The 21,058-nt window shown below is 56.4% G+C and carries 19 protein-coding genes; 11 read left to right on the forward strand and 8 right to left on the reverse strand.

The window, feature by feature from the left end; all coding sequences use genetic code 11:
* A partial coding sequence (locus tag AO242_RS25470; protein ID WP_099270869.1) for an IS110 family transposase occupies nucleotides 1-842 on the forward strand: 842 nt, incomplete at its 5' end.
* A 109-nt stretch (nucleotides 843-951) separates the two neighbouring features.
* Here AO242_RS25470 and AO242_RS25475 read toward each other — a convergent pair.
* A complete protein-coding gene (locus AO242_RS25475) occupies nucleotides 952-2,442 on the reverse strand; it encodes a helicase HerA-like domain-containing protein (RefSeq protein ID WP_099270870.1) in 1,491 nt (496 codons plus the stop codon).
* Nucleotides 2,443-2,822: 380 nt separating this feature from the next.
* On the opposite strand from AO242_RS25475, the gene AO242_RS25480 reads away from it, so the two are divergent.
* Nucleotides 2,823-3,818 (forward strand): lysylphosphatidylglycerol synthase transmembrane domain-containing protein, encoded by a 996-nt coding sequence (locus AO242_RS25480; RefSeq protein WP_099270871.1) that lies wholly within the window; start codon nucleotides 2,823-2,825, stop codon nucleotides 3,816-3,818.
* Nucleotide 3,819: 1 nt separating this feature from the next.
* On the opposite strand, the gene AO242_RS25485 is transcribed toward AO242_RS25480, so the two are convergent.
* The gene (locus AO242_RS25485) at nucleotides 3,820-4,005 is read right to left on the reverse strand and encodes a hypothetical protein (RefSeq protein ID WP_099270872.1); all 186 of its coding nucleotides are present in this window, start codon (nucleotides 4,003-4,005) and stop codon (nucleotides 3,820-3,822) included.
* A 143-nt stretch (nucleotides 4,006-4,148) separates the two neighbouring features.
* Nucleotides 4,149-5,000, reverse strand: a complete 852-nt coding sequence (gene purU, locus AO242_RS25490; protein WP_027900605.1) for a formyltetrahydrofolate deformylase — start codon at nucleotides 4,998-5,000, stop codon at nucleotides 4,149-4,151.
* A gap of 359 nt (nucleotides 5,001-5,359) precedes the next feature.
* Between purU and mvaT the strand changes: the two genes are divergently transcribed.
* Nucleotides 5,360-5,740: a histone-like nucleoid-structuring protein MvaT gene (mvaT, locus tag AO242_RS25500; RefSeq protein ID WP_027900603.1), complete on the forward strand. Its 381-nt coding sequence runs from the start codon at nucleotides 5,360-5,362 to the stop codon at nucleotides 5,738-5,740.
* Nucleotides 5,741-5,831: 91 nt separating this feature from the next.
* Here the strand turns inward: mvaT and sbcB are convergent, their stop codons facing one another.
* The gene (gene sbcB, locus AO242_RS25505; protein WP_099270874.1) at nucleotides 5,832-7,262 is read right to left on the reverse strand and encodes an exodeoxyribonuclease I; all 1,431 of its coding nucleotides are present in this window, start codon (nucleotides 7,260-7,262) and stop codon (nucleotides 5,832-5,834) included.
* Between the two features lie 180 nt (nucleotides 7,263-7,442).
* On the opposite strand from sbcB, the gene AO242_RS25510 reads away from it, so the two are divergent.
* The 6 genes from AO242_RS25510 to AO242_RS25535 are packed head-to-tail and all read left to right on the forward strand — an operon-like array spanning nucleotide 7,443 to nucleotide 14,312.
* A complete protein-coding gene (locus AO242_RS25510; protein ID WP_099270875.1) occupies nucleotides 7,443-8,168 on the forward strand; it encodes an RDD family protein in 726 nt (241 codons plus the stop codon).
* Nucleotides 8,165-9,145 (forward strand): stage II sporulation protein M, encoded by a 981-nt coding sequence (locus AO242_RS25515; protein WP_099271025.1) that lies wholly within the window; start codon nucleotides 8,165-8,167, stop codon nucleotides 9,143-9,145. The genes AO242_RS25510 and AO242_RS25515 overlap by 4 nt, the downstream gene beginning before the upstream one ends.
* On the forward strand, nucleotides 9,132-10,706 hold the full coding sequence (locus tag AO242_RS25520) for a DUF4129 domain-containing protein (RefSeq protein ID WP_099270876.1): 1,575 nt from the start codon (nucleotides 9,132-9,134) through the stop codon (nucleotides 10,704-10,706). The genes AO242_RS25515 and AO242_RS25520 overlap by 14 nt, the downstream gene beginning before the upstream one ends.
* Nucleotides 10,703-11,914 carry a DUF4350 domain-containing protein gene (locus AO242_RS25525; RefSeq protein ID WP_099270877.1) on the forward strand — a complete coding sequence of 404 codons (1,212 nt, stop codon included), beginning with the start codon at nucleotides 10,703-10,705 and terminating at the stop codon, nucleotides 11,912-11,914. The genes AO242_RS25520 and AO242_RS25525 overlap by 4 nt, the downstream gene beginning before the upstream one ends.
* Nucleotides 11,911-12,972 (forward strand): AAA family ATPase, encoded by a 1,062-nt coding sequence (locus AO242_RS25530; protein WP_099270878.1) that lies wholly within the window; start codon nucleotides 11,911-11,913, stop codon nucleotides 12,970-12,972. The genes AO242_RS25525 and AO242_RS25530 overlap by 4 nt, the downstream gene beginning before the upstream one ends.
* A gap of 8 nt (nucleotides 12,973-12,980) precedes the next feature.
* Nucleotides 12,981-14,312: a DUF58 domain-containing protein gene (locus AO242_RS25535; RefSeq protein WP_099271026.1), complete on the forward strand. Its 1,332-nt coding sequence runs from the start codon at nucleotides 12,981-12,983 to the stop codon at nucleotides 14,310-14,312.
* A 110-nt stretch (nucleotides 14,313-14,422) separates the two neighbouring features.
* Here the strand turns inward: AO242_RS25535 and AO242_RS25540 are convergent, their stop codons facing one another.
* Together AO242_RS25540 and AO242_RS25545 are read right to left on the reverse strand one after the other, a co-directional pair.
* Complete coding sequence (locus tag AO242_RS25540) at nucleotides 14,423-14,782, reverse strand: PilZ domain-containing protein (protein ID WP_099270879.1); 360 nt, start codon at nucleotides 14,780-14,782, stop codon at nucleotides 14,423-14,425.
* Nucleotides 14,783-15,016: 234 nt separating this feature from the next.
* A complete protein-coding gene (locus AO242_RS25545; RefSeq protein WP_027900594.1) occupies nucleotides 15,017-15,391 on the reverse strand; it encodes a tetratricopeptide repeat protein in 375 nt (124 codons plus the stop codon).
* Between the two features lie 176 nt (nucleotides 15,392-15,567).
* On the opposite strand from AO242_RS25545, the gene pyk reads away from it, so the two are divergent.
* Complete coding sequence (gene pyk / locus AO242_RS25550) at nucleotides 15,568-17,019, forward strand: pyruvate kinase (protein ID WP_027900593.1); 1,452 nt, start codon at nucleotides 15,568-15,570, stop codon at nucleotides 17,017-17,019.
* A gap of 273 nt (nucleotides 17,020-17,292) precedes the next feature.
* Nucleotides 17,293-18,597 (forward strand): hypothetical protein, encoded by a 1,305-nt coding sequence (locus tag AO242_RS25555; protein WP_099270880.1) that lies wholly within the window; start codon nucleotides 17,293-17,295, stop codon nucleotides 18,595-18,597.
* Nucleotides 18,598-18,765: 168 nt separating this feature from the next.
* Here AO242_RS25555 and AO242_RS25560 read toward each other — a convergent pair whose 3' ends face one another.
* The gene (locus AO242_RS25560) at nucleotides 18,766-19,704 is read right to left on the reverse strand and encodes an iron-sulfur-binding ferredoxin reductase (protein ID WP_099270881.1); all 939 of its coding nucleotides are present in this window, start codon (nucleotides 19,702-19,704) and stop codon (nucleotides 18,766-18,768) included.
* On the reverse strand, nucleotides 19,697-20,815 hold the full coding sequence (locus tag AO242_RS25565; RefSeq protein ID WP_099270882.1) for a GGDEF domain-containing protein: 1,119 nt from the start codon (nucleotides 20,813-20,815) through the stop codon (nucleotides 19,697-19,699). The genes AO242_RS25560 and AO242_RS25565 overlap by 8 nt, the downstream gene beginning before the upstream one ends.
* Between the last annotated feature and the right edge of the window lie 243 nt (nucleotides 20,816-21,058).

A 21,058-nucleotide genomic window follows, 5' to 3' on the forward strand; every position in this document is an offset into this window, starting at 1 on the left:
CTGCCATAAAACGCTGGCTTAAAACGTTACCGAGGACCACCGCCATTGCTGTTGAAGCGACAAATGTTTATCACGTCGATCTGGTCGATCTGGCTTACGAGTCTGGTTTCGACGTCTACATCATCGATGGTTTTCAACTCAGTAATTACCGTAAAGGTGTCGGTGGCCGTAGTAAAACAGACGCATCTGATGCCCGTCTTCTTGCCCGATTTCTGAAAAACGAAGGCGAAAATCTTCGCCCCTGGACGCCGCCCCCAGCAGTCTACGGCAAGCTGCAAAGCCTTCTGCGACGCAGGGCTTCACTGATTCAAGCCAAAACCAGCCTGACCCAGAGCTGGGCAAATGACACCAGCTTGAAGGCGTCATTTGCAGCCTTCCTCAAGTCAATCGAACGGCTGGACCTGCTGGTCAAGGCAAAGCTCAAAGATGCCTTGCGCGAAGCCGGGCTGCTGGAGCAAGTGGCCCGTTGCCAAGCTGTTGAAGGTATCGGCTTCCTGACCGCGACAGCTCTGGTCATGGCTTACAACCGAGGCGACTTCAAGAGCGGCGACTCCTACATCGCTTTTTTGGGCATGGATCTGAGAGTGACCGATTCTGGCCAAAAAAATGGCCGTAGGTTCCTAACCAAACGAGGCTGCTCGGAGATTCGCCGATTGCTGCACAACGCAGCAATGTCGGCCAGCCGATCGAGTGCCTGGAAAGAGTTCTACGACCATCATCGCAGCCGCGGAAAAGCAACCACACAGGTACTTGTGATGCTCGCTCGCAAACTCGCTCGGGTGGCGTTCGCCCTGATGAAAAATCAGAGCGAATATCAACCCAAAGGGTGGGTTATGGCTTGATCACAACCATAGAATCTCCCACAGGGATCTGAAGTGCTAGCAGGCCAACACAAAATATCCCACAGGTGCATCGCACAGTGCGGTCGCCAATATCCTACGCGGATATTAACTACCTGCGCTTCTTCCCCCCGCCCAGCAACGACCCCAACAACCCTCGCACCAACTGACGCCCAAACTGATTGGCCGCCTGGCGCACAGCGCTTTTCATTGCCTGCCCCGCTACACCGCCCAGAAACTCGCCAGCCATGTCACTGAAGCTTTCCTGCTCCTTGGCGCTCTTTGTTGGCACAGCCTCCGTTTCAGATGCAGCGACTTTTCGCGCAATGAGCATTTCATAGGCCGATTCACGATCAACAGGCTTGTCATAGCGCCCTGCCAGTGGCGACTGGGCAGTCATACTGCCACGCTCGATGTCGGTCAATGGCCCGATTCGCGATTGCGGCGGCGCAATCAGCACTTGCTGGACCATCGCTGGAGTGCCCTTGTCCTGCAATGTACCGACCAGCGCTTCGCCGATGCCGAGTTGGGTAAGCACCGCCAGCGTGTCGATAGCCGGATTGGGTCTGAACCCGTCTGCCACCGCGCGCAACGATTTCTGCTCCCTGGCAGTAAACGCGCGCAAGCCGTGCTGGATGCGTAAACCCAATTGCGCCAGTACCTGATCAGGCAAGTCACCCGGCGACTGGGTGACGAAATAAACGCCCACGCCTTTGGAGCGGATCAACCGCACCACTTGCTCAAGCCTGTCCTGCAACGCTTTGGGCGTGTCGGCAAACAGCAAATGCGCTTCATCGAAAAACAACGCCAGTATCGGTTTGTCTGCGTCACCGCGTTCCGGCAACTGCTCGAACAACTCGGCAAGAAGCCACAACAGGAAAGTCGCGTAGACCTTGGGCGCCTCATGAACGAGTCGGCTGGCGTCCAGCAAATGGATACGCCCTCGCCCATCGCTCGCAGGCTGCAGGATATCTTCCAGTTGCAGAGCTGGCTCCCCAAACAACGCCTCAGCGCCCTGCTGTTCGAGCACCGCCAGTCGGCGCTGCAAGGCCTGGCTCGAACCGGTAGTCATCAGCGAGCTGTCTTCACCCAGCAACTGCGGATTGTCACGCAGATGATTGAGCAACGCTTTTAGATCCTTGATATCGAGCAATAACAAGCCTTCTCGGTCGGCCACTTTGAAGGCCGCGTAGAGCGCGGCTTGCTGACTGTCCGTCAGCTCCAGCAAGCTGCCCAACAATAGCGGCCCCATTTCGCTCAGCGTCGTGCGCAGTGGATGACCGGATTTGCCGTGAATATCCCACAAAGTGACCGGATAGGCTTTCGGCGTGTGATTGAGCCAAGGCATGCCAGCGATCCGCTCGGCAATCTTGCCTTGCGGCGCTCCCGAAGCGCCCAGCCCGCACAAATCACCTTTGATATCCGCGGCGAACACCGCAACACCTGCATCACTGAAGGCTTCAGCCAGACGTTGCAGCGTCACCGTCTTACCGGTCCCGGTCGCTCCCGCCACCAGACCATGACGATTCCCCAGGCGCAGTGCCTGACTCACCGGTAGCCCGTCGGGACCGGCACCTATCACAATGTTCTGAACGTCTGACATTTCATCACCTGTCTTGATCGTTTTATCAGTGTGGTCCACGCGTGGGGAAACAGTGCGAAACTTAACGCTATAGCCGGGAAGGAAGGATGCAACCCCTGGTAGGAGCGAACTTGTTCGCGAGGGTTTGGCTGGCGATGCTCATCTATCGTTTGGTCCGGCGCTTCGCGAACAAGTTCGCTCCTACCGGGTATGCGCAGTTCGCAGGAGCGGCTTTAACCGCGAGCGCGTCAGCAACACACTATCGACACCACCTGACGAACATCTGCCGTAATCAGTGGTCAACGTTAAACTTTTCCGTGATCATCCAGCGCAAGGCCAAACACCCCCATGACTGCATTTATTTCGCTGGCCCACCTGTTGCAACCTTCAGAGCATCAAGAATGAAGCGAATTGCATGGTTGGCTATTGGCTTGCTGGCAGCCGTGCTGATCCCTTTGCTGTTGGGCGGCGGCGATATCTTTCAGCGTCTGCGCAGCTTTCCCTTCCCGCTATTGATGGTGATGTTCGGCATGATCATCCTCTGCTGGGGCCTGAATACCCTACGCATGCGGATCCTGTTGGGGGATAGCGCACAAAAGCTGACAATCAATAAAAGTCTGGGCCTGATTATGGCCAGCGAGTTTGCCTATTGCGCAACGCCCGGTGGCAGCGGTGGGCCACTGACGTTGATGGCAGTGCTCGCCCGAAATGGCGTCAGACCAGCAAAAGCCAGCGCAGTATTCGCCACAGACCAACTTAGCGACCTGGTGTTTTTCCTCGTGGCGTTGGTAGGAATTATGTTCTATGCGCTATTCCACACGCTCAGTGAGCGTATGGAATGGCTGTTGGGCTTCAGCGCAGTGCTCGTCGTGGGCAGCCTGTGCCTGTTTCTGGGATTCGCCCGCTTCCATCGTCAGGTCATCAAGTTCAACGGCCGGTTGCTGAAGCGCTTCAAAACCAAAAGCACAACCCGGTTTCGTTGGGCACGCAAGGTTTTGCATTTCCGCGATGCGCTGGCTGAAACCTGGAAAATGCCACGTCAGAAACTGATCGCAGTGTTTGTGCTGACCTGCCTGCATTGGGGGCTGCGCTACAGCATTTTGTACCTCGCGCTGCTGGGCCTGGGCGTCAATGTGCAGTGGGCCTGGACGTTTCTGATTCAGATGCTGTCGCTGACAGCCGGACAGTTCAGCCTGCTGCCGGGAGGCGCAGGTACTGCCGAGCTTACATCTGCTGCACTGTTGGCACCTATGGTCGGGAAATCCACCGCAGCGGCCGCGATTCTGATCTGGCGCACAGTGACCTACTACTTCTATCTGGTCGTGGGCGGGCCAATTTTCCTGCTGATGGTCGGTCGACCACTGCTGAACAAACTGATGCGCTTCAACCAGATCTGAATCAAGTGTCGGATTTGTCACCTGGTTGCAGGTCTTTATCCGTCTGAGTGGCGCGCCAAAGCTCGGCAGCGCCGTCGAAATCGGCACCGTCTTCTGGCGTCAACGCATCCGGATCATAGCGACTGAGGCACCCCTCACCCAGAGTGGGGGGCGCTGTTGAAGTGGCCTTGTCGAGGGGATCGGTCATGGAGAGCACCTCATCGAAGCACCATCGTAGTGTCGGAAATACATCTTCTGTAGGAGCTGCCGAAGGCTGCGAAAGCGACCTGCCTGGCACTCCGCCATTCGCAGCCTTCGGCAGCTCCTACAGATTCAGTGCTTGTCTGGAGCTTAGTCGAACACTACCGTCTTGTTGTCGTGCACCAGCACGCGATCTTCCAGGTGGTAGCGCAAACCACGGGCCAGAACCATCTTCTCCACGTCGCGACCGAAACGCACCATGTTTTCAATGCTGTCGCTGTGGCTGACACGTACCACGTCCTGCTCGATGATCGGGCCTGCATCCAGCTCTTCAGTGACATAGTGACACGTTGCGCCGATCAACTTGACGCCTCGCAGAGAGGCTTGGTGATAAGGCTTGGCACCGACGAATGAAGGCAGGAAGCTGTGGTGAATATTTATGACCTGATGGGCATATTCACGGCACAGCTGCGGCGGCAGGATCTGCATGTAACGCGCCAGCACCACCACGTCCGCCTGATGATGAGCAACCAGACGTGAAACTTCGGCAAATGCCGGCTCCTTGTCCGTCGGGTTCACCGGCACGTAGTAATAAGGAATGCCATGCCATTCGACCATGCTGCGCAAATCCTGGTGGTTGGAAATCACGCAGGCAATTTCACAGTCCAGTTCATCGCTGTGCCAGCGGTGCAGCAAGTCCGCCAGACAATGGGACTCGCGACTTGCCATCAATACAACGCGCTTCTTCTGTGCCGAGTCAGTGATGCGCCAGTCCATCGCAAACTCTTCAGCGATAGGGGTGAACGCCTCGCGGAACGCGTCGAGATCAAAGGGCAGCGTATCGGCACGAATTTCATGACGCATGAAGAACCAGCCACTCTGGTTGTCAGAGTGATGGCTGGCTTCGGTAATCCAGCCGTTATAGGACGCCAGAAAGTTACTGACTTTGGCAACGATGCCGACACGGTCCGGGCATGAAATCACCAGACGAAAAGTGCGCATTGGGGGAAACTCCAGAACTTCGCAAAGGCGGCTATTCTAGCGACTGCGCAGGAAAACTGCAGTAGTCCTGTAAAACTGATTGGTGACTGCCGCCGGTACCCTGGCATGCCGAAATCGCCACCTTGCCACACCGGTAGCTGATTCCTGAACGAACGCTTAAGAAGCCGCGATTTAAACGCCTTAATAGCGACTATCTTTACCACATGCGCTACGCCATTTAGTTTATGAAGCGTCTGTAGGACGCGGTATATTTCTAAATAATTCAAATAAAACTTTTCTTTAATGTTTACTTGATCAAGGCGCATGACTATTATTGCTTCACTGTATCCCTGCCCACCTCTCAACATAAGGTAAGCCTCATGTCTCTGATCAACGAGTACCGCGCTACAGAAGAAGCCATCAAAGAACTGCAAGCGCGTTTGAAGAACCTGTCCCAAGACGACAAACTGCAAACCGAGCTGGAATTTGAAGGCAAACTGCGTACGCTGATGGGTGAATATCAGAAGTCGCTGCGTGACATCATTGCTCTGCTCGATCCAGAAGCCAAAGTTGGCAAATCTGCACGCGGCGGCGCAGTTAAAGCGACCGGCACCAAGCGTGCGCGCAAGGTCAAGCAATACAAAAACCCGCATAACGGCGAAGTCATCGAAACCAAAGGTGGCAACCACAAAACGCTGAAAGAGTGGAAAGCCAAGTGGGGCGGTGATGAAGTTGAAGGCTGGGCAACCCTGCTGGGCTAAACCCGGAGCAGGTCCCGCTTCATTCGTTACACTAAAAAACGCCAGCCTAGCTGGCGTTTTTTATTGCCTGAAAAACGCCGTACTCGTTACATCAAAGACCCAGCCTTTGGCGCAGCGCCTCCACGTAGTCCTGCCATTCACGTAATATCTCAAGCTGGGCAGGGGTAGCACTAAGGGATAGTTCCACAAGTGCCTGAGTAAAACTTTGCAAGGTATTAGGGGCCCCGGATTCAGGCACCGTCAGACGTGTCCTACAAAAAACAAACCAGCGCTGTAGCTCTTCTGCATTCAAGGTTTCAGCAAAATTTCGCGCCCGATAGCGAAATAATAACTCTGGCAAACGCGCATCATCGAAAGGCCATGCCTGGCTGCCTAACGCTTCAGGCTCTGCATTGCGCACTTGCTCACAAAGCCTGCGATCACGGTCACCAATAAATCCGTCATAAAGTTGTTGCTCGGGATCTTCACTGGCAACAAAGTCATCAGCGGCATAAATGGTGTTCAGCTTTTCCTGCCAGAGCGCCTGCGCCTCATTGAGATGACGTACTCGCTCGCTAAACACTGTCATGTCGAGATTCAAGCGTTGCTGATCTTCAGCTCGCAGCACCTTCAGCGGCGCGATCACCGGGCAACGATTTATATAAACGAGTTTAAGGGGGACCGGCAGTTCGCCCTCGGCCAAATCCTCGCGACGGGTATATAACCGTTGTCGCAATATGTGTGCATCCTGCTCCAGTAACGGCAAATGATCCTGATGTAAATCGCACACAATCAGTGCGTTTCGATTTTGCGGATGCCAGGCCAGAGGAAGTACAACCCCCAGATAATGACGTGCCGCCGAAAAGCGCCCGGAGATATGAACCAGCGGCTCCATCAGCCGTATCTGTTGCTGGACGTTCTGCTTGCTGCGCAACTCGAAAAGATAATCGTAAAGACGGGGCTGTTTTTCACGAACCAGACGCGCGAGAGCAATAGTCGCCCGCACATCAGACAAAGCGTCATGAGCCTGTCCGTGATCAATACCGTTGGCAGCCGTCAGCCGCTCAAGCTTAAGCGTTACCCGACCATCATCTTCCGGCCAGACAATGCCTTCCGGTCGCAGTGCGTAGGCGGCGCGCACTACATCAATCAAGTCCCAGCGACTGTTTCCGCCCTGCCACTCACGGGCATAAGGATCAAAGAAATTCCGGTAAAGGCTGTAGCGCGTCATTTCATCATCGAAGCGCAAAGTGTTGTAGCCCGCCCCGCACGTGCCCGGCGCAGCAAGCTGGGCATGAACACGGGTCATGAAATCAGCTTCGCACAACCCCTTCTCGGCCAGCGTGGACGGCGTGATACCCGTAATCATGCATGCGGCAGGATGCGGAAGAATATCGTCGCTGGGCTGGCAGTGAATATTAACCGGCGCCTCAATTTCATTGAGTTCGGCATCCGTACGGATACCCGCCATCTGCAACGGGCGATCATTGCGCGGATTGATACCGGTGGTTTCGTAGTCGTACCAGAAGATGGTGGAAGTCACGGGCTGATCCTGAACAAAAGACCGGCAAAGTGTAGGGCTTGAGGGTGGTAAAAGGCGAATAAGCCGAAGTTTGCATTAAAAGAAACCTTTTCTTACAACACATGTAGAAACAGTCCGGTTGCTTACCAACCCAACAGTCCCTAGCATCAGGTTTTGTTTTCAGGCGTACCTCTTCCGACAATGCCCTCCCCGCACGCTTTGCCAAGGACTGCACCGCCAATCGCGCCGCTGGACACCCGCAGCCGAATGGAAACCCCGGAAGGTATCGACCTGCTGCTGCGTCCGGCAGGACTGCTCCCTCGCGCTCTGGCCTTCGCCATCGATTTCACCATTCGTGCCGTAGCCATCGGCATGCTCTTGCTGGTCTTCAGCCTGTTCGAATCCTTTGGCGCAGGCCTCAGTGCTATCTCCATGTTTCTGGTTACCTGGTGGTACATGGTGCTGTTCGAAGTCCTGAACCAAGGGCGCACACCCGGCAAGCAGATCATGCGTCTGCGAGTGATCCACGATGACGGGACCCCGATCGGCTGGACCGCCTCGCTCATCCGCAACCTGTTGCGTTTCGTCGATATGCTGCCGTTCGGCTACAGCCTTGGCGCCATCAGTTGCCTGCAACACCCCCAATTCAAACGCCTCGGCGATCTGGCCGCCGGTACTCTGGTGGTCTATCAAGACAAACCACCGAGTCGTCCGGTTCTGCCACACGCCACACCGATCATCGCGCCGTTCGTGCTGAGCCTTGAAGAACAGCGAGCCATTCTGAGCTTCGCGGAACGACAAGCCGAACTGACCTCGGAACGCACCCAGGAGCTGGCTTCGATTCTCGCCGCGCCGCTGAACGTAAGCCCGGCACTGGCAGTGCCGCGACTGAACAGCATAGCCACCGGCTTGCTGGGGCCAACATGAAACAAGGTCTGTTCGAACTTCGTCATCAGGCTGAATGGCGGCGCTTCGCAGAGCGTCTGGACGGTCTCGAAAAACGCAAAGCACCAGGCTCATCGAACGAGACCTTCAGTCGCGAATACCGGCGTATCTGTAACCAGTTGGCCGTTGCTCAGGAAAGGGGCTACAGCAGCCATCTGGTTGATCCACTGCAACAACTGGCGATGCGTGGTCACCAGCAACTGTATCGGCATCGTCATCCCTTCGGTGCGCAACTGCTGGGCTTCGTCCTGGCAGGATTCCCGCAACTGGTGCGCGCCGAATGGCGTCTGATCGCCATCGCCAGCCTGCTGTTCTTCGGCAGCCTTATCGTTATGGGCTTGCTGGTGTATGGCTTCCCGGATCTGATCTACAGCGTTATGGACCCTGGACAGGTAGGGCAGATGGAGACCATGTACGACCCGCAGTCGAGTCGCATCGGTCAAGCAGTGGAGCGCGCCGCCGATGATGACTGGATGATGTTTGGCTACTACATCATGAACAACATCGGGATTGCCTTTCAGACGTACGCCAGCGGTCTGCTATTCGGGCTTGGCAGCCTGTTCTTCCTGTTTTTCAACGGGCTGACGATCGGAGCTGTAGCCGGGCACTTGACCGGTATCGGCTACGGTCAGACATTCTGGTCATTCGTTGTTGGTCATGGTGCATTCGAACTCACGGCTATCGCCCTGGCAGGTGCTGCAGGGCTCAAACTTGGCTGGGCATTACTGGCACCCGGAGCATTGCGCCGCGGCGAGGCATTGCGGATTGCAGCGAAAACCAGCGTACAACTGATCTACGGCGTCATCCTCTTCCTTTTGATCGCAGCGTTTATAGAGGCCTATTGGTCTTCAATGACCTGGCCGCAACCGGCAATCAAGTACACAGTCGGCGCTGTCCTCTGGCTATTAGTCATCGCTTATCTGGTTTTTGCAGGCAGGACACACCATGCGCCTGACTGATGCCAGCATTGCGATTCACCCACGAACGCCGTGGGAAGCCATAGACCTGGGCGTACTACTGGCCCAAAAGCATCGCGGTTTGCTGATGACAAGCTGGGCCATTGTCACCTTGCCGACTTTTGCGCTGCTCAGCCTGTTGCTCTGGAATCATCCGACCACCGCGATCCTGCTGTTCTGGTGGCTCAAGCCCGTCTACGAACGCTTGCCACTTCTCATTCTGTCCCAAGCGTTGTTCGACCCTGCACCTAGCCTGAAAGATGCACTCAAAGGCTGGCTGAAAACGTTGCGCCCTAATCTTCTCGCCAGCCTGACGTGGCGTCGACTCAGCTTGAGCCGCAGCTTCACATTGCCCGTGCATCAACTGGAACAACTCTCCGGCGAGGCACTCCGCCAGCGCATTGGCGTGCTCAGCCAGAAGGATCAGTTCGCCGCTCGCTGCCTGACTGCAGTGGGCGGCACGCTGGAGTTGTGCCTGTGGATCGGGATGATCGTGTTGTTTTATGCGCTGATTCCCCAGCAGGTAGAGCTCGACTGGACCTGGCGGACAATGCTCGACCTGAACAACGCACTGAACTGGCTGGAGCACCTGAGCAATCTTTTCTATGCGTTGATACTGATCGTGTGGGGACCGGTTTACGTGTCCTGCGGTTTCACCCTGTACCTGAATCGGCGCACGGTTCTGGAGGCCTGGGACATTGAACTGGTCCTGCGTCGGTTGCGCCAACGGCTGACGGGAAGCGCCTATGTGCTGATGATCGGCCTTGGTCTGACTCTGCTCAGTGCCGCACCGCCCGCATGGTCTGAGCAGCAGGATTTCAGCTGTCCTATTCCCTTGCTATCCGCAGAGGGCGAAGCGGGCCCCGACAGCCCGCGCCTCGTCAATCAAGAACTGACCAGCACAGCAGCGCGGCAGGACATCAAAAACGTGCTGCAACAGCCGCCGTTCAAGAATCCGAAAACCGTTTCGGGCTGGCGGCTGCCTGAAGCCCCAAAAACGACGCAGGAAAAAAGCTACGACATGAGCACAGCGCTGTATGGCTGGGTGAGATGGCTACTGCATTTCGGCAACGTCCTCGCACAGGTCTTTCAGGTTTTGTTGTGGGGAATAGTGATTGCCTTGGTCGGTGTGGTGATCTGGCCCTACCGAAAATGGCTGGCCGCGTTCGTCAATCGCCGCGCTCCCCGCAAGAAACCACAGCGCGCCCCACCTGAACAATTGTTTGGCCTGCAAGTCAGCGCCGAAAGCCTGCCGGCCGACATTGCAGGCAGTGCGGAACAACTGTGGCCAAACCAGCCACGTGAAGCGTTGGGGTTGCTCTATCGAGCGCTGCTCAGCCGCTTGCTTGTCGACTATCAACTGCCCCTGAAAAGCGCCGACACCGAAGGCCAGGTCCTGCAACGAATCGCCGCGCTTGATCAACCAGCTCTCAATGACTTCAGCCAAAGCCTGACCCGGCACTGGCAAAATCTGGCTTATGGTCACCAGCTACCTGCAACCCCGGTACAGCAAGAACTTTGTGATGGCTGGCGACGCCTGTTTGATCGGGAAGTGCAGTCATGACCCGACGTCGCTGGTTACTGGCCGCCCTGGCTTTGCTGGTTCTGGGCGCAGTCGCGGTCTATCTGCTGAAGAATCTGGAGCGCTATGAGGAAACGGTCGATCAAGGCCCCTCCCCCGAAGTCCGCGCCAATCCATGGCTGGCAGCGGAAAGCTTTCTACGAAGTCGCTCCATCGACGTAAAAACAGCCGACTCAACCAACAAACTGCCCGATGCGAAGCTTGAATCCCAAACCTTGCTGCTGCTCGACTATCGCGACAACATGACGCCTTCTCAAGCGGACAAGGTACTGCAGTGGGCGAGGTCCGGCGGGCATCTGCTGTTTGTCGCCGAGCAGCTCTGGGATGAGAAAAAAGGTCGTAGCGGCGACCTTTTGCTGGACCGGTTACAGATTCATCAATTACTCACCAAAGATCTAAAGGGGCAGGATTACTCACCAGTCAGCCCGGTTAACCCGGTTATCCCGCTGCGAACACCTGAACCCAAAGCACCCAAGGTGCCTTGGCCAGGGCTGACACGTTTGTATCTTGAAAACGAAGAAGCTCCGGCTTACATGAGCTTCGACCCCAGCTTCCACCTCGAAGACCCTGAGGATCACGCCCAGTCCTGGGCCAACAGCGCTGACGCAACGCACATGTTGCAGTTGATCTATGGCGAAGGCCTGATCACCGTGGTGACCGACGCCGATTTATGGAAAAACCGATTTATCGGTGATTACGATAACGCGTGGCTTTTGTGGTATCTGACCCAGGACAGCAAAGTCACCATGGTCGTCAGAACTCAACACGACAACCTGTTCAGCCTGTTGCTGCGTCACTTCCCGCAGTTGCTATTAATGCTGACGCTACTCATCGGCGTCGGACTCTGGCGGGCAGGCATGCGCCAAGGGCCTGTGCGAGCACCTGCTGTCGGCGCGCGTCGCCAACTCACCGAGCACCTGCGCGCCAGCGCCGAGTTCCTGCGTCGTCGCAGCGGCCAGCAAACTCTCTTGCGCAACCTGCAGGCAGAAATTCTGCGCCGCGCCCGCATTCGTCACCCCGGCTTCGAATCGCTAGTGATCGCCGACCAATGGCAGGTTCTGGCACGCCTGACCCGCCAGCCAACCAGTGTCATCAGCCAGGCATTGCGCCCACGTCCGGCACAGCGCATGTCCAGTTCCGACTTCACCCGTCAGGTTGCCCACCTGCAAACCATCAGGAATGCCCTATGAGCGATCTACCCAACGAACCGTCCACCAGTGCCGAGCCTGCCGTCGAGTTCAATATCGACCCGGCAGCCACGCCCGCACCGGCCGCCAGCAATCAGGCGCAGCAGCGTCAGCGCGCCAGCCAGTTGGCCCAGGCCTTACGCAAAGAACTGCAAAAAGCCGTGATCGGACAAAACGCCGTCATTGATGATGTGCTGACCGCGTTGATTGGTGGCGGCCATGTTTTGCTCGAAGGCGTGCCAGGGCTCGGCAAGACTTTACTGGTCCGGGCGCTGGCCCGTTGCTTTGGTGGTGAATTCGCCCGTATTCAGTTCACCCCTGACCTGATGCCCAGCGACGTCACCGGCCATGCGGTCTATGACCTGCACACCGAGCAGTTCAAACTCCGTAAAGGTCCGATTTTCACCAACCTGCTGCTGGCCGATGAAATCAATCGTGCTCCGGCCAAGACTCAAGCCGCGCTGCTTGAAGCCATGCAGGAACGGCAGGTGACCCTTGAGGGTAAACCCATGCCCATCGCCCAGCCGTTCATGGTGCTGGCGACGCAAAACCCCATCGAACAGGAAGGGACTTACCCACTGCCCGAAGCCGAGCTGGATCGTTTCATGCTCAAGCTGCGCATGGACTACCCCGATGTCGACGAAGAGCTGAGCATGGTCCGCCAGGTCACCCGCTCAACCCGGGCCGATATGCTCGACGTGCAACCGTTACGCGTTGTGCTCCAGGCGCGTGAAGTACAGGCCTTGCAGCGGATCGCGAGCGAACTGCCGCTGGACGATCAGGTGCTGGACTATGCCGTTCGACTGGCGCGCGCCACCCGTAGCTGGCCGGGCCTGACGCTGGGCGCAGGTCCCCGGGCCTCAATTGCATTGGTACGTGGCGGCCGGGCGCGGGCGTTGTTGCGCGGGGGCGAGTTTGTCATCCCTGACGACATCAAGGGTTGCGCGCTGGCCGTGCTGCGCCATCGGGTAAGGCTGGCACCGGAACTGGATATCGAAGGCCTGTCGGTTGATCAGGTCCTCAGTCAGTTGCTCGATCAGGTTCCGGCGCCCCGTCTATGAAGCAACTGCTGAAACCATCGACAGCACTGCTTGGCTGGCTGACAGGTCTGGCGGGAATTGCGCTGCTGCTCGGTGTTCTGTCCGCACTGGCCATTGAGGTGCCCGATGAAGTTGGCACGCTGTTTTACGCGTTGCTGCTGGCATTGCTGGTGCTGGCACTGGCGGATGCCATTCGGCTGATTCGTAAACCTTCACCCAGCCTCAAACGTGAAGTCCGCGGGAGTCTGGCGCTGGGGCGTTGGGCGCGAGCGCATCTGACGCTGAGACACGATTATCCGGATGAAATCACCGTGCAGGTGTTCGACCATTTGCCGGACGGCTTTGAGGTAGAACATCTGCCACAAACCCTGGCGCTGCGGCCGGGCCAGCAAAGCCAGTTGAGCTATCGCCTACGCCCGCTGCAACGAGGACTTTTCAAGCTTAGCCAGTGCGAAATAGAGCTGCCCAGCTCGATGGGACTCTGGCGGGCTCGTCGCTATCTGGAGTTGAATGACAGTACGCGGGTCTACCCGGATTTTGCCCGGGTCTATGGAGGACAGCTGCTGGCGGTTGAAAACTGGCTCAGCCAGATGGGCGTACGTCAGCGACAGCGCCGTGGGCTGGGCATGGAATTCAACCAGCTACGGGAGTTTCGCGAAGGCGACAGCCTGAGGCAAATGGACTGGAAAGCGACGGCACGTCACCGCACGCCCATCGCCCGCGAGTATCAGGAGGAAACTGATCAACAAATCATTTTCATGCTCGACTGCGGTCGACGCATGCGCAGCCAGGACGGCGATCTTTCGCACTTCGATCACGCGCTCAACGCCCTGCTACTGCTGGGGCTTGTAGCCTTGCGTCAGGGCGATGCCGTAGGCCTGTCGACCTTTGCCAGCGAGCAGGACCGCTACCTTGCTGCGGTCAAGGGGCCGAGCCAGTTGAATGTGCTGCTCAGCAGCGTCTATGACCTGGACAGCAGTCGGAGAACCGCAGACTACAGCGCCGCTGCTCGCCATTTGATAGCACGCCAGAAGCGCCGGGCGCTGGTGGTATTGATGACCAACTTGCGCGATGAGGATGATGAAGAGTTGTTGTCAGCGGTCAAACTGCTGGGTCAGAAACACAGGGTTCTGGTCGTCAGTTTGCGCGAAGAGGTGCTGGATACCTTACGGCACGAACCCGTTCAGACTTACGAAGACGCATTGATGTACTGCGGAACCATCGACTTTCTTAACGCCCGTGCCGAACTGCATGACCGCTTGAGCGCCCACGGCATTCCAGTTCTGGATTCCCGCCCGGCAGAACTTGGGCCGGAACTCATCAGTCGCTACCTGAACTGGAAAAAAACCGGTGCGTTATGAAAGCGCCTTCCCAACATCCGCTGTCGCATAGCGATCGCCGGTCTGTCTGGAAAAACGCTTCGCAGCCTTCGGCAGCTCCTACGCAATTAACGTCAGTCAGGCGACCGCCCTCAGGCCGACGCCTCCATCGGATAAAAACTGAAGTAATGCCTTAGAGCTCCAATCAGTTCCGCGTACTCCGGCGGCGACTCCGTCAATATGAAACCCGAGTCATAGCTACCTGGCGTTTCATCTTCGTGACACCACAGACAGGTCGCCGTCACCTCCAGAGTGACAGGCATTCCACGCTCACAAGGTACCTGCAGACGCAATTGAAATTCAGCTCCCACCATCATCGGCAGATCACTGATCAGCATCAATCCCTTCTCGGACACGTTGCCCAGACAACCCAATTGCTTGTTGGTGTAGCGGTTGAACACCCGCAGATAGCCAGGCAATTGATGCCGTTCGATCCTTCGCTCTTTCAACATAAGTCAGCCGCCATAGGTAGCCATTGAGCATGGCCGCGCTAAAACTCCTGGGGTAGCCAACACTGCGTGTTGGCACCGTCAATACGGACAAACTTGAGTTTGTCGTCGCAGAAACGAGACTCTGACCCGATACAGGCGCCACAAGTCACGTACGTCCGTCTGCTTTTCGTAAGACTAGACTACTTATGGCATACAGCCACTCAAAAACATTACAAAGAATCCAAACGAATGTAATTAACGCTTTACAGGGCTTACTTGAGCGGTCTGGACGCGCGGATAGTGACCCAACTGTTGCAGCGTCTCCAGGCGAGCTCTTGCTCTGAATGCGTACTCACTGTAAGGGTACTGAGTGATGATGAACTGATAAGTCTGCGCCGCATCAACAAACAGTTTTTGCCGCTCCAGACATTGCCCGCGCAGCATTGAGACTTCTGGCTGAACGTACCGACGCGAGCGGCTTTGACGATCAACCTTGGAGAGGCTCAACATCACAGCCTCGCAATCACCCCGATCATAGGACCGGTAGGCGCTGTTCAAATTGGAATTCATTGCCATTCGGGTACAACCACTGACGGCTGCCAGCAATACTAAAATCATCACGATTCGCATGGGACTCTCCTGTGCTCTGCAATATATCGACCTGAAACAGGATTTCTTCAAGCAGTTTTCGGCACCGGTCGTCTGCCGGTTACCGGCTCGCAAAATCTCGCGACAATGCAAAGAAACATGACTACAGATCAAGACAGTAGTAGCCTCTCGCTGCGCTTCATATAAGGAGTTTATGCATGACCGTTCGCCGCACTAAAATCGTCGCCACCCTTGGCCCTGCCAGTAACTCGCCGGAAGTCATCGAACAACTGATCCTTTCGGGTCTGGACGTTGCTCGTCTGAACTTCTCCCACGGCACTCCGGATGAGCACAAGGCACGCGCCAGGCTGATCCGCGAAATCGCCGCAAAGCACGGGCGCTTCGTCGCACTGCTGGGCGACCTGCAAGGTCCGAAAATTCGTATTGCCAAGTTTGCCGGCAAGAAAATAGAACTGAAAGTCGGTGATAAATTCACTTTCTCCACTGTTCACCCGCTGACCGATGGCAACCAGCAAATCGTGGGTATCGACTACCCGGATCTGGTCAAGGACTGCGGTGTAGGCGACGAGCTGCTGCTCGACGATGGTCGCGTGGTCATGCGCGTTGACACTCAGACTGCCGACGAACTGCACTGCACCGTGTTGATCGGTGGTCCATTGTCGGACCACAAAGGCATCAACCGCCGCGGTGGTGGCCTGACCGCTCCGGCCCTGACCGAAAAAGACAAGCAGGACATCAAGCTCGCTGCCGAAATGGACCTGGACTATCTGGCCGTTTCCTTCCCGCGCGATGCCGCTGACATGGAATACGCCCGTAAGCTGCGTGACGAGTCGGGCGGTACTGCCTGGCTGGTGGCGAAGATCGAACGTGCTGAAGCCGTGGCCAACGATGAAGTGCTGGACGCATTGATCCGCGCCAGTGACGCGGTCATGGTTGCCCGTGGCGACCTGGGCGTTGAAATTGGTGACGCCGAGCTGGTAGGTGTTCAGAAACGCATCATCCTGCACGCTCGTCGCCACAATAAAGCGGTAATCGTGGCAACACAGATGATGGAGTCGATGATCTCCAGCCCGATGCCGACACGCGCTGAAGTGTCCGACGTGGCCAACGCCGTGCTCGACTACACCGACGCCGTGATGCTGTCCGCTGAAAGTGCTGCCGGTTCCTACCCGATCGAAGCCGTGCAGGCCATGGCCCGTATCTGCATCGGCGCTGAAAAGCACCCGACAGGTAAAACCTCCAGCCACCGCATTGGTCACTCGTTCACCCGTTGTGACGAAAGCATCGCGCTGGCAGCCATGTACACCGCCAACCACTTCCCTGGCGTGAAAGCGATCATTGCCCTGACTGAAAGCGGTTATACCCCACTGATCATGTCGCGCATTCGCTCCTCGGTACCGATCTACGCGTTCTCCCCGCACCGCGGTACTCAGGCCCGCGCAGCAATGTTCCGTGGCGTCTACACCGTCCCGTTCGACCCGGCCAACCTGCCACCAGGCCAGGTCAGCCAGTCTGCGGTAGACGAACTGCTCAAGCGCGGTCTCGTTGAGCAAGGCGATTGGGTCATCCTCACCAAGGGTGACAGCTACCACACCATCGGTGGCACCAACGGCATGAAGATCCTGCACGTCGGCGATCCGTTGGTCTAAGACCGTCCCGCGCAGCAAACAAAAGCCCCGACTCGCGAGAGCCGGGGCTTTTTTGTTGCTTGCAAGGGGGCAGCAGGAACTTCACGGCGATAGCCATCTGCCTCCTGTCACTTTTGACAGCTTACTGCCCGGTAATTGTGAGTCCAGAGTATCTCCAGCGTCATAAGTAAATTCCCGGTTTTCTGCCGAATGGTTTCTGCGGAGCGCGCCCTTGCCCCTCTTTTTCTGAAACCGGGCCGGGTAATAGAAGCTTAATTATCTGGAGATATAAAAATGGCTATTCAACAACAAGGTGGCTTCGCAGTCGGTGATTTAGACCCAAGCTTCGGTGAGCAAGGCAGGGTACTTCTGGACTTTCCGGAGGCGAGGTTCAATGCGGTGTGGGGGATAAATCTGACTCCTACAGGGAAAATATTGGTCGTCGGACAAAGTGATCCAAATGACTTTATCGTAGCCTGCTTCACTGAAGGTGGCGAAATAGACCGCTCCTTTGGCCAAAATGGCGTAATGAAGGGTCAGTTCCACAAAAATATCTCCTCAGGGCGCTCCGTTACCGCACTTGATGACGGCAGAATCCTGGTCAGCGGAATCTACTATGCGAACGGCAATGCTTTACCCGCGATAAGCAGGCTGATGCCTGACGGTAGATTCGATACAACTTTCGCAAATGGCGGCACGTTTGTTTTTCCACCAGATGATATCTCTTCGGCCACCGGAAACGGCAATGCTCTGATACTCGACCCAACACGATCCAGCACTAATACCGACACGCGGAGTACCGTTCTCCCGGATGGGAAGATCCTGATTAGCCAAAAGTTTATTTCAGACATTAACCCTTTCGGACTGCTGATTCGGCTAACAGCAGACGGTATTCCAGACAGCAGTTTCAATGGAATAGGCTTTACCGTTGTCCGCTACCCTCATGAAAATATCGTGTTGACGGATGTCTACTCGTTTCTGGTGACTGACAGGAGCGAAATAATTGTCTGCGGACAACTTCAACTATCTGGGAAATCGATTCAGGGACTACTGGTTCGTTATGGCGCGAACGGTCGCCCCGACACCCGCTTTGGGTCGGAGGGTACAGGCTTTATTGCACTGGACATTGACCAATACCGGATTAGAGTGGACGACTGCGTTGCAGGCCAGGATGGAAGATTCGTGGCGTTTGGTACGTTGGCAGAAAGTGGTGCAGTGACACAGGCAGCCATCGCCTTCGGCAGAACGCGCGAAGGCACGCCTGACACCCGATTCAACACAGGCCTGATCGCCAGCGTCATCGACTTACAGGCCAACAGTGAGTGGTATTCCGCGGCCATGATGATGGCCAGCAGCAAGCTTGTCGCGACGGGTATCACGTTCGACGATAACTTCGAAAAAAATCAGATCCTTGTTGGTCGCTACCTGGGATCCGGAGAACTGGACAAGGAGTTTGGCGGAGGTGACGGCTGGGTGAAGGTTGGCGAAGGCCTGGAGCCACGTCTGATCCTGCAAGACGATAACAAAATCCTCGTTTGTTACTCCCTGCTGGTCGAGCCTGATCCAATAAAGTGCTACGTAATACGCCTGATGAACTGAATACGACCAGCACTAATAACTTGCCCTCCCAACCACCTGAAAGCCCCGATTCGCCAGAGACGGGTCTTGCAGGTTGATACCTGTAGAAGCTGCCGAAGGCTGTTACGATCAGACCGAGACACCGCTTTCGCGACCGCCGTCACCTCCGATTGCTTTCGGACGTAACGCTCATTCACGCCCCACAAACACATCCGCCAACACCTGATTACGCGGAATACCCGCCAGATAAAGTCGCTTGGCGAAAGTCTCTACACTTTGCGGGCTGCCGCAGACCAGCGCCATGGTTTTGCGCGACAACAGGCGCAAGTCTGCAAGCGTCGCTTCCAGTTCATCAGCCGTTACCTGCTGTACCTGAACGCTGCCATGAGCACTTGCCAACTCAGTCAGTTCGGTACGCAGGTAATGTTCACTGCCATCGCGCGCCAGATGAATAAGCCTGACAGGTCCCTGATGCTCCTGACGAAGCGCTTCTCGGAGCACGCCCCACAAAGGTCCGAGACCTGTTCCGGCGGCCAAAAGTAACAAAGGCCGGTCCTGCCAGTCCGGATCGTATTGCAAAGCACCGCCCCGCAACTCGCCTAGCCCGATGCGCTCGCCCACACGCAAATGGCGAGCTACGTCAGCAAAGGCGCCCGCCTGGCGACAGTCGATGTGAAACTCCAGAAAACGATCTTCGCCGGGTATGCTCGCCAACGAATAAGGCCGCGCGACGCCACTATCCGTCCACAGCACCAGATGCTGACCTGCCCGATAACGCAGCGGCCGTTCTGGCTCCAGACGCAAACGCAGTACCGTTTGGCTGAGCCAGTCACATTCTGCGACCCGAGCTGGCAGCCCATCGCATAACGGATCAAATACCTGGACGGTCAAGTCCTGCATCACCCGACACTGGCATGCCAGACGCCAGCCTTGCTGACGCTTGCCCGCATCCAGCGCCTCAGGCAACGCATCCGCCGGTTCTCCATCAATGCAGCGCACCAGACAGGCATGGCAACTTCCCGCCCGGCAGCTATAGGGGACGCTGACGCCAGCCTGGTTGAGGCTGTCGAGTAAATTGCTTCCTGCCTCGACCGTCCAGTGACGCTCGCCTACATGCAACTCAGGCATCAACGTTTTCCCAACCCGCCACACATCGGTTACGCCCACCACGTTTGGCTCGATAAAGCGCCTGATCTGCGCGGTGCAGAGCTTCATCCAGATTGTCACCCCGTTGCAGCAAGGTCATGCCCACTGAAAGGCTGAGATTCGAGCCGGGTAACGCCGCCAGTTCAACACGGCTGAATGACTCCCGCACACGCTCACAACAATCCACCAGTTGTTTTTCGTCACAGAGCGGTATCAACAACACAAATTCCTCTCCACCGTAGCGCGCCAACACATCGCTCTCGCGCAGACAGTCCTGAGCGCGGGCCGCAAAAGCCTGCAACACCTGGTCGCCAGCCGAATGGCCATGGTTATCGTTGATACGCTTGAAGTGATCAAGGTCGATCAAGGCCAGCCCGTGAGAAGTGTCATCGTTGAGTTGATTCAATTCCCGGGCAGCCATGCGCAAAAAGTAGCGGCGATTATACAGGCCGGTGAGTTCATCGGTTGCAGCCAGTTCCTCAAGCTGAGCCATCATGCCGCGCAAGGTGTCCTGGTGGGCCTGCAAGGCGTAGCGACGCTGACGCATTCGCTGGCGCTGGGCATGCACGTAACCGGCAAACAGGCTAAGCCAGAGCAACATGACGAACAGAGCGCTGATCTGCAGAAGTACAGTGCCCGGTTTTTGCAGGGTCCCGTCGAAAAACTCCCACGCGTTGATGCCGGTGAAACTCAGCAGCACGAGCAAGGCACAGCGGGCGAAGACCATGGGCGTGAGCTGAAACAGACCGAACAGAAGGATCGGCGCATAGATAACCAGGAACACACCGCGCGCTTCGCCCAGGCATGACAACAGCCAGGTCAGCCAACACAAGGCCAGCACTACCTGGAATTCAGTCAGGCTTGCATCAGTGAAGCGCTGATTGAATCGGGTGAGGAAAACGATCAGCAAAACCAGTTGGCTGAGCAGCACCGACGCACAAGTGATCACCGCCACATGTAATGGCTGATGCAGCTCTCCAGCGTAAATGGCCAGCCCGCTCAGTAACAAAACCAATACGTAGGTCGCCACCGCCAAACCAAATCGCTTCAGGAAAATGGACTGCGTGGTCGGAGATATTTCCCGTTTGCTCATCGTGCTCAAAAGGATTCCTTCCCGTAGTGGCACCAAGCCCAGAACTTTAGACTCGCGTCAAAAAGTTTCCAGCGACGGGGGATAAATACGTTCAAATAGGTTCAATTGCAACTTACGCGGGGTAGCTCAAGTACACGGATTACACGGCTTGCAGCCTTTACGCATGAAAAATCCCGCAGTAGTAGGGATAAACCAGTCAGCGGTCCAATCCTGGCAAGGCGCAAAACCGATGGATGGACCAAC

Origin of the sequence: Pseudomonas sp. ICMP 561, assembly GCF_002699985.1 — a bacterium.
Classification (GTDB): Bacteria; Pseudomonadota; Gammaproteobacteria; order Pseudomonadales; family Pseudomonadaceae; genus Aquipseudomonas; species Aquipseudomonas quasicaspiana.

Bases quoted from the DNA above. Each gene is read 5' to 3' on its own strand.
- mvaT (WP_027900603.1), top strand. From the start codon at position 5,360: ATGTCTCTGATCAACGAGTACCGCGCTACAGAAGAAGCCATCAAAGAA.
- AO242_RS25525 (WP_099270877.1), top strand. From the start codon at position 10,703: ATGACCCGACGTCGCTGGTTACTGGCCGCCCTGGCTTTGCTGGTTCTG.
- AO242_RS25475 (WP_099270870.1), bottom strand. From the start codon at position 2,442: ATGTCAGACGTTCAGAACATTGTGATAGGTGCCGGTCCCGACGGGCTA.
- AO242_RS25540 (WP_099270879.1), bottom strand. From the start codon at position 14,782: ATGTTGAAAGAGCGAAGGATCGAACGGCATCAATTGCCTGGCTATCTG.
- AO242_RS25515 (WP_099271025.1), top strand. From the start codon at position 8,165: ATGAAACAAGGTCTGTTCGAACTTCGTCATCAGGCTGAATGGCGGCGC.
- AO242_RS25555 (WP_099270880.1), top strand. From the start codon at position 17,293: ATGGCTATTCAACAACAAGGTGGCTTCGCAGTCGGTGATTTAGACCCA.
- pyk (WP_027900593.1), top strand. From the start codon at position 15,568: ATGACCGTTCGCCGCACTAAAATCGTCGCCACCCTTGGCCCTGCCAGT.
- AO242_RS25545 (WP_027900594.1), bottom strand. From the start codon at position 15,391: ATGCGAATCGTGATGATTTTAGTATTGCTGGCAGCCGTCAGTGGTTGT.
- AO242_RS25530 (WP_099270878.1), top strand. From the start codon at position 11,911: ATGAGCGATCTACCCAACGAACCGTCCACCAGTGCCGAGCCTGCCGTC.
- AO242_RS25560 (WP_099270881.1), bottom strand. From the start codon at position 19,704: ATGCCTGAGTTGCATGTAGGCGAGCGTCACTGGACGGTCGAGGCAGGA.
- AO242_RS25565 (WP_099270882.1), bottom strand. From the start codon at position 20,815: ATGAGCAAACGGGAAATATCTCCGACCACGCAGTCCATTTTCCTGAAG.
- AO242_RS25485 (WP_099270872.1), bottom strand. From the start codon at position 4,005: ATGACCGATCCCCTCGACAAGGCCACTTCAACAGCGCCCCCCACTCTG.
- AO242_RS25510 (WP_099270875.1), top strand. From the start codon at position 7,443: ATGCCCTCCCCGCACGCTTTGCCAAGGACTGCACCGCCAATCGCGCCG.
- AO242_RS25480 (WP_099270871.1), top strand. From the start codon at position 2,823: ATGAAGCGAATTGCATGGTTGGCTATTGGCTTGCTGGCAGCCGTGCTG.
- AO242_RS25520 (WP_099270876.1), top strand. From the start codon at position 9,132: ATGCGCCTGACTGATGCCAGCATTGCGATTCACCCACGAACGCCGTGG.
- purU (WP_027900605.1), bottom strand. From the start codon at position 5,000: ATGCGCACTTTTCGTCTGGTGATTTCATGCCCGGACCGTGTCGGCATC.